Genomic DNA, 8,328 nt, shown 5'->3' on the forward strand with positions numbered 1-8,328 from the left:
TGAACTTACCCTCTCAAATATAAAAGATAAAGAACAAATTTATTTAAAAGCCCAAAAGGATTATGATGAATTAGTCCAGCATAATTTCACTCAAAGAATCTTAAATGATAAAGATTCTATAGTGGATGGAATTTATAATGAAAGGATTAAAAAGATTCATACTCAAATCATAGACTTAGCTAAAAATGTCAATATAGGAGGAGAATACTTAACTAATGTAGGCTTATCTAAAGATACCATAGTAGGATTAAGCAATACCTTAAATGTAGGAGTAGATAATAAAGTAAGAGTGGCTAAAAACTCTCATGAATATGTAGGAGAAAACAAAGATATAGAAATAGGTGCTAATCAAAATACCATCATACATAAGGATGAGACAAGAAATGTGAAGGGAAATAAAAAGGAAGTGGTTGAGGGGCATTATGATATTAATATAAAAGAAACATTAAAAATCCAAACAGAAAAAGAGACTTCTATAAGAAGCAAAAATAATCTACTAATCACCACCAATGCTTCAATGGGCTTTGAAACAGATAAAAATAATACCTTTGTATCTGATAATTCATTATCGCAAACAAAAACAGATTATGAAGTAAAAGCAGGCAATCAAATCCTCCACCAAGTAGGCGATACTCAAATTGTTACTAAGGGAGATTATGTGATTATTAAAGCAGGTGGAGTTGAAGTAGTGATAGATTCTAATGGGCTTGTGGTCAAAGGTGGAGAGATTAGGGCAGAGTAATGGAAGCACTTAATCAAAAAAATAGTTTAAATATTAGGCTTTTAAGTTCTAATAATATTCTTCTGCATAATCAAGAATTTAAGCTTTATGAAATAGCACAGGGCAATAAAAATGAAATCAAGACTATTTTTACAACCAATAGAATGGGGGAAGCTCATTTAAATGCTAGTGAAATTTTTAGTAAAGAAGCACAAAGCTTTGAATTAATTTTAAACCAATCTAGTATTTATAAAAACAAACCCATCTATAATCATAGATTTTTATTAAGAAGTTATGAGTATGGGCATTGGTGTGAAATAAAATTTGAAAGAAAGGCAGATAAAGGCTCTATAAACTCTATTAGGCTAAAATCCAAAGAATTTACCTTAGAAAATAATGAAAAAATAGTGCGTAATTTCTATACTTTTGGTGATATAGTAGAATTTGAAGCTATTTATGAGGATGCAAAAATCAAAGAAGAGCAAATTAAATGGGGTTATGTTTTTATTCAGGATAAAAACACCTTAGATAAGTTAAACAAAAACCAATTAACTAATGACAAAAAGGAAAGTTCTTTATTTGATGAAGAAATTTTAAAAGATTGTTTTTATATTGAAAAAGAAGAAGATAAAGCCCTATTATCTTCTTCTATCATTTATAGACATTTAGAAAACAACAAAGCTTATTGTGGAAAACATCTTAGTTTGCAACTACCAAACCCTAAAGACACACAAGAGCAAAAAACACTATTAGTCTTTGCTTATAAAGAAACACCCAATTATAATGCCTCTTATCTTATAAGAATTAATGATTATCCACAAATTACCATTGATTGCACTCTAGCAGAAACACTAAGGGCACATACAAACAAAGATGAAATCTCAAGGCTTGGTTGGGGGGTAAGCTATATCTGTCAAAGATTATGGCATGATAATCCAAGTGATGCTAAAGAATTAAAAGATTTAACCTTTAGAAGCTCTACTTCACAAGATTTTATAGATACTATCCCTAATGAAACAATGAAAACAATAGTAAAGGAGATATTGCCTAGAGTAGAGATGCAACAATTAAAGACTGACAACACAAAATCAAGAGATAAAGCAAGATTTTATGCGGAATTAGATTGGGATAGTTTTTATATGAAGTTTCCTATAATGCAAGAGCTAAAGGGCGAGTATATGAATCTCAAAAAGCTTTTTGGAGAAGAATCTGATTTTCAAAAACAATTCGAAGATTTTCTTAATGATGCTTTACTAGATATAAAAAACATTAAAAACACACAAGAATATACAATGGCACTCAATATCCAAGCAATGAAAGAGAATAAGACGAAGAATGCAGAAGTCTTTAAGCTATATAAAAAAGAGGAAACACTCCCAGAAACTCATAAAGCTATAAAAGACTTACAAAAACCATCAGATATTATCGATAATAGTTTATATTTTCAAAGGTTTGATATAAAAAATGATGTGTTTTTACCGCATTTAGGCTTAAGTAAATTTGATGCATTTTCATTGCAAAACTCCATACAACATGAAAAAGAAGTTTTAGATAAATTCCACTCTAACCCAAAATACAAGCAGAATTTTGCTCTATACTCTATCGCAGGGGCTTTTAATATCTTATATATACCAAGCCTTATACAAATCACGAGAGTTACAAGATTCTATAATTACCATTCTTTATATGCTGCGTGCAAAAAGGTGCGTGCTTTTATCATTGATACTGTGAATTTTAATAATAATGGTAGCGATCAGCCTATTGGGGCATGGGATTATGAGAAGGTAGGATTTGATTTATATAATTCGATAATGCAATACCGAAATACAAAATTTCATTTTAAATATACCTCACCAAAATCATTCTTATTTCCCTTATATAATTCAGACTTTCTAAAAACAAAACAGTATTTTAATCTAGGCTTAGATTTCTTTTTATATAGCTCTACATTTTTGGATATGGATTTTAGTCATACGCAAATGCAAGATACTGCTTTTATAGTGGGGAAGTAAGATGTTTTTTGCTGGTGGTGATTATGAGCCTTTTATATATGGGCTTAGTCTTATTGCATACTATTTTCTACCCCTTTATTGTCTGACGCTTTTATTGTATAAATATAAGCCTCAATATGTGAATCTTACTCTACATATTGGAGCTTCAGTGTTGTTATACTTAGCTATGTGGGTAATATTTGTCGATACAACTATTATCAGCCTTTTTGAAATTTTTCAAATGTTTTTAATCCCCATTATCTTGCAAATTATACATCTTACCTTTATACTCTATGCTATTATCTATACTTATTTTGATATGCAAAAGATTTCATTTACAAAGAGACTAGGCAGATATATCGTTTCATTTTTTATTGGGATTGGACTACTTATCCTTTCTTTTGTAATGATGTATGCTATTGGATATTATATCAGCTCATGGTGTGATAGATATTATCTTAAAATCGATGAGAGAAATGAGGCGATTCGCACTATAACTTTTTATGTTCTTGTTGTGGTTTTTCCCAGTATAATTGCACTACTCCTTAGCTATATCCTCTATAAAAATCATAAGTCATTTTTTACTAAGATTCTATATAGAATCTTATCTATGATAGGCAAGGACAAACCATAATGCAAAAACTTATATATCAAAACCACGACTACCAACAAATACAAATCCAACAAACACAGAAACATTTCAATCTTGGTTGTGATTTTATAGTTGCAAGCAAAGGTTTTAAAAATATTAAGATTCCAAATAATTTGGATACAAAGAATCTATTGAGGATTATAGTAAAAAGTGAGGCGAGATAATGACTGATGGATTTGGGTTTTTAGCATATGTCTTTACATTGCCTGTATTGATTCTTGGTGGTATATCTTATGTATGTATAGTATTTTTGATAAGATTTCAAAGCTTTTGTGGGTTTGTATGTTCAAAAAGTTTTTGGATTGCTTGGCTTTTTTCATATTATTTATTATTTTTGATTATCTGCATTACTTGTGAATGGGAGTTATTAATAATGTATATCTGTGGTATTTCTTTACCTTTGGTATATTTTTTAAGAAAATTTTTTATGCAATCACATTCAAATCTAGCTCTAAACGAATTTTCATTATGGATTATCCCAATGAGTATTTTCTCTCTTTGTATTCATAGTAGCCTGTGCGTTGCTATTGCATGGATGTTAATATTTTTTCAAACAAATTATGATACCCAAACACTTCAATCTTGGCTTAGATTTCTTTTTATATAGCTCTATATTTTTAGATATTGTGCTAGAGGAGTAGTTATTATGTTTGAAGCGACAAAAAATACAGAGTAAATTAAAGGAGTTCTTATGCAAAAGTTTTTAATAGTTTTAGGATTGTGTTTAATGTTAGCCATTAGTGCTAATGCACAATCCCCAAAAGAAGCCAAACCTAGTTTTGATTGTGCTAAAGCAAGTACAAAAGTAGAAAAGATGATTTGTAATGATAAAAGTGGGGAGTTACAAAAACTTGATAGATTGTATTCTAAACTCTATTTTTCAATACTAAAGAGTATCCCTAAAGATACAAAAGAGGGGCAAAAAACAAGAGAAAAACTGAAATATTTTAATCACTCTGTTATGAGTAATAGAAATATATTTCAATGCTATTTTGTTGCACCATTTGAGACAAAAAAACAAGAAGACCGTCAGTCTAATTATTGCATAAAACAAATTTATTTAGAAGCGATTGCTACTTTAGCTTTTAAAATGATAGATAGTGGAGTTAATAGAGAAAGATGGGGCTTTAATGAAAGAGTGAAAGATTTTGTTGTCCCAATTGAAAACTCTAATGGAACCTACGATATGAACGTAGGGTTTTTATCCAATTATAATCTATTTAACAATTTTTTTGAAAACACTACTCAAAGCATTGTTATAGATTTTATGGCTTACAATATTATGCAGTGGAATTACTTTCTTGTAGATGTTCGGATTAATGAAGCAAATGCAGATTTATTTGATGAAGCGGTAGAAAAATATAAAATATACTATGAGAAGCTCTATCAAGCTTTTACAAAAGATAAAAAACTTAATAAATTATTAGGAAACTAAATGCCAATTAAGACAACAAATTTAAGCTATGAGGAATTTAAAAGCTTACAAATAAATAAAATTAATTTCTATTTAAAGGAGGAGTTCTTATGCAAAAGTTTTTAATAGTTTTAGGACTGTGTTTAATGTTAAGCATTAGTGCTAATGCTCAATCTCCAGAAGAAGCTAAACCTAGCTTTGATTGTGCTAAAGCAAAAAGTAAGGTTGAAAAGATGATTTGTAATGATGAAAGTGGGGAGTTGCAAAAACTTGATAGATATATGGCAAAGACATATAAAGAACTAAGACAGAATCTAAACAAAAATGAGCAAAATAAGCTTTTAACATCGCAACGATTATGGCTTCAAACCCTAAATCAATGCAAATCTAAAGAATGTGTAAAAGAGCTTTTGCAAAATAGAGTTGGAGAATTGCAAAATTACACAGCACACACGGGCAATGTGTGGCTTGGGACTTATACATTACAAGAAAATCTTTATATGGGGAGCTTTACAATAAAAAAGTGTGATAAGTTTAATATTTGTGAAGCTAGATATGAGGCTATCCTAAATAAAAGTGAATTTAATGATATGCACGAATGCGATATAACTTTGAAATTACAGATAAAATCTCAACAAGAAGCTATAGCTTTAAATGATGATAAGGATTTTGCAAATTGTAAAATTTATATTAGGAAAAATCAACAGGGTATTGTATTTATAAGAGATGAGAAAGTATTTAATTCACCCGATTATTTTTGTAGCACAATGTGTGGCAACCAAACGATATTTGAGTGGGGAGATATCTATAAAAAGGAAATGCAATAATGCTTTATGATGTTAAAAAATTAAATGAAAATGATTATAAAAAAGAATGTGCAAAGCTTCTTATTGCTTTTGAAAATTCAAATTATAAACAAGAAAATGCTATACATATTGCAGGCAATGTAACTATTGGATATGGACTTGATTTAAAGACAGGAAATAATCCAAAGTTACTTTTAGAAGGGTATTTACCAGATGATTCTAAAAAACTTAAAATAGGAGATGAAGAATTAACTTTTTATGAAATTATAGAGAAATATAGAGCCAATAAGGCAGGTTTTACAGACCCAAAGATAGCAAAAGGTTATTTACAAAATAAAGTGTTTAATTTTTCGCTTACGCAAGAACAAGCCCAAGAAATTTTGGAAAGAACCTTTGATTCATATAAAAAGTATATATCACAATATATTGGCGATAACTTGTTGGAATATAGTCAAGAAAAAGCTTCCTTGGTTTCTTTACATTATCATGGCAGATTTAATAATATCAAAGATAATATTCGAGATTCTATTATCAAAAATTCGAGATTCCTATTGTGGTTTTTAATACGATACAAAACTAACCCAAAAAACTTTATTCCATTTCTTATTAGGGCTTGCGATGAAGCCGATATTTATCTATCTAATCCAAATATTAATAAAATAAGTCTTATTTTTGATGTGTTTTCTTACTTAAATATCAAAAGGGAAATAATTAAATATAGAATACATAAAATCAATACAAATAGAACAAGCTCCAAACAAGTTCATAAACAAGATACACTATATAATTTAGCACTTTGGTATGAAAACGATTTAGATTTTATACCTTATCAAGATTATATTATCGATTTAAAAAAAATTCAAAAACTTAAACCAATTTCACAACTTACCAAAAAGCCCATAAATGATATTGTTGCAACCCTTAAGCCTCATTTAGATTACCTAAACACCCTCACTCAAAAAAATTTTAGCTTAGATAATATTTATTGTATTGCTAATTATTGTGAGAATTTAGGTGCTAATAAATTGGATAATGTTACCTTGCTTAATAAAACTTTAAGACAAAAGTTTGAAAAACTAGAAGCAAATACACCCCATAATATTCTTATCCTCTATCCAAATCCTACTCCATCTATTATACAAATAAAACAACCTAAAAATACTTTTATTACCCTACTTATAGGAGCAAAAGCAAAAATAGATTGCACTAAATTGATAGAAGATCAATGTGAGCTAATGTATTTAAAATATGATCCAACACAAGAAGAACAACAAGCAATTAATCCACAAGCTTTTTCTTGTAGCACCCAAGAAGAACTTATTTTAAAAAAAGAAAATGAAATATACTTTAAAACAGTAAAAAACAATATATCATATTTTATTAATAAAAACGATGGGATTTTAAAAGTTGCTCTTACTAGCAATGAAGAAAATGCTATAGAATTATACAGTTTTGCTAAAGAAAATCAATTTAAAATTTTACAAGATAAAGCTTCAAAGATGCTAAAAATCTATTTAAAACTAGAAAGATATAGTAGCGAAGAGATTTTATTACATAGAGGGGGAAATTTTGAATTAACACTTAATAATCTTAAGATTTTAGATAAAAATGGAAACAATTATGAAACCATCACTAAAATATTTCTTCATAATTGTGAGAATAGAAGGATTTATGAAAGTTTAAAATTAGAGTATCAAGAAGGCATTTATAAGAGTAGTTTTAAGATTGATTTAATTTTAGATGAAAACTCTTCTTTTTTTAAAAGAGCTACAAAATGTATTATAGCTACAAAAACCTTAGAAGGCTTTAGCACAAGTCAAATGCACAAAATTGGAAATGTAGCAATAGTCTCTTTAAGTTCTGCAGATAAGAAAGGTGGAAGCTATACTTTTACAAATAAAGTAAGCATGCAAGATTTTGGAGAAAATCTTTATTTAGATGCCGAGATAAATGGATATGAAAAACAAATCAAAAATTCAAGAAAGAATTTATATATCACAGGTATGCAAGCTTATAAAGACAAAGAACAGCAAAATACTACTGATAAAATCCCTTACAATGAAACTATTTTTATTAGAGCCTGCTTAAATAATGAGGAGAAATTTTTCTTCGATGAGACAATTAAATGGGCATATTGTGTAAAAAAAGAAGAGGAATTAGAATGCAATCAATCTAAAATTAAGATTTTAGAAAATCTTCAAGGAAATGATATAGCCTTTAATACTTCTATGCTTTCACAAAATGATAGGAATATACTTTATAATATAAATGAAAAATATCAATTAATCTTATTTGCTTATTTTAATAAACCTGCTTTTAAAACAACACAAGGAATAACGCATTTAGTGTTAAAATGACTAAAGATTTAAATTATGCAAAAAAGCCATTGAACTTACCCTCTCAAATATAAAAGATAAAGAACAAATTTATTTAAAAGCCCAAAAGGATTATGATGAATTAGTCCAGCATAATTTCACTCAAAGAATCTTAAATGATAAAGATTCTATAGTGGATGGAATTTATAATGAAAGGATTAAAAAGATTCATACTCAAATCATAGACTTAGCTAAAAATGTCAATATAGGAGGAGAATACTTAACTAATGTAGGCTTATCTAAAGATACCATAGTAGGATTAAGCAATACCTTAAATGTAGGAGTAGATAATAAAGTAAGAGTGGCTAAAAACTCTCATGAATATGTAGGAGAAAACAAAGATATAGAAATAGGTGCTAATCAAAATAC

The 8,328-nt window shown here is 28.4% G+C and carries 6 protein-coding genes; all 6 read left to right on the top strand.

Going from position 1 to position 8,328, the window contains the following annotated elements:
- Nucleotides 1–742: bacteriophage T4 gp5 trimerisation domain-containing protein (locus AJ884_RS03655; protein ID WP_070274975.1), on the top strand; the 742-nt coding region annotated here is incomplete at its 5' end.
- Nucleotides 742–2,733, top strand: coding sequence for a DUF6402 family protein (locus tag AJ884_RS03660; protein WP_070232948.1), 1,992 nt, complete (start codon nucleotides 742–744; stop codon nucleotides 2,731–2,733). The genes AJ884_RS03655 and AJ884_RS03660, both read left to right, overlap by 1 nt.
- Before the next feature lie 1,322 nt (nucleotides 2,734–4,055).
- A complete protein-coding gene (locus AJ884_RS03680) occupies nucleotides 4,056–4,799 on the top strand; it encodes a lysozyme inhibitor LprI family protein (protein WP_070232946.1) in 744 nt (247 codons plus the stop codon).
- Between the two features lie 89 nt (nucleotides 4,800–4,888).
- The gene (locus AJ884_RS10090; protein ID WP_250535473.1) at nucleotides 4,889–5,605 is read left to right on the top strand and encodes a lysozyme inhibitor LprI family protein; all 717 of its coding nucleotides are present in this window, start codon (nucleotides 4,889–4,891) and stop codon (nucleotides 5,603–5,605) included.
- Nucleotides 5,605–7,941, top strand: coding sequence for a hypothetical protein (locus AJ884_RS10020; protein ID WP_250535474.1), 2,337 nt, complete (start codon nucleotides 5,605–5,607; stop codon nucleotides 7,939–7,941). The genes AJ884_RS10090 and AJ884_RS10020 overlap by 1 nt, the downstream gene beginning before the upstream one ends.
- A gap of 67 nt (nucleotides 7,942–8,008) precedes the next feature.
- Nucleotides 8,009–8,328, top strand: a 320-nt coding sequence (locus tag AJ884_RS03700) for a bacteriophage T4 gp5 trimerisation domain-containing protein (RefSeq protein ID WP_407918706.1), incomplete at its 3' end; no start/stop codon positions are given.

Source organism: Campylobacter sp. BCW_6463 (genome assembly GCF_001762785.1).
Classification (GTDB): domain Bacteria; phylum Campylobacterota; class Campylobacteria; order Campylobacterales; family Campylobacteraceae; genus Campylobacter_D; species Campylobacter_D jejuni.